Origin of the sequence: Pseudoalteromonas sp. S3260 (genome assembly GCF_005886925.1) — a bacterium.
Classification (GTDB): domain Bacteria; phylum Pseudomonadota; class Gammaproteobacteria; order Enterobacterales; family Alteromonadaceae; genus Pseudoalteromonas; species Pseudoalteromonas tetraodonis.
Genome location: NZ_PNCV01000235.1, coordinates 1 through 247, shown reverse-complemented (window position 1 = coordinate 247; position 247 = coordinate 1). Strand labels below are relative to the sequence as shown.

Genomic DNA, 247 nt, shown 5'->3' with positions numbered 1-247 from the left:
TTGCGCTTGGGGCGCGGCGTCGGGTCACTGAGCATGAAGTCGATCTTGCGCTCATCCATGTCGACACGGGCCACCTGGACGGTGACGCCATCGCCGAGACCATAGCTGACGCCGGCACGCTCACCCTTGAGGCGATGCTTCTCGGCCTCGTAGTGATAGTAGTCGGACGGCAGCGAGGAGATGTGCAGCAGGCCTTCGACGTAGTAGGCATCCAGACGCACGAACAGGCCGAACTGGGTGACTGCCG

Annotated in this window: 1 protein-coding gene; it reads right to left on the bottom strand. The window is 63.2% G+C overall.

Annotated elements, in window-relative coordinates:
- A partial coding sequence (locus tag CWC14_RS18295; RefSeq protein ID WP_138564308.1) for a S1 RNA-binding domain-containing protein occupies positions 1-247 on the bottom strand: 247 nt, incomplete at both ends.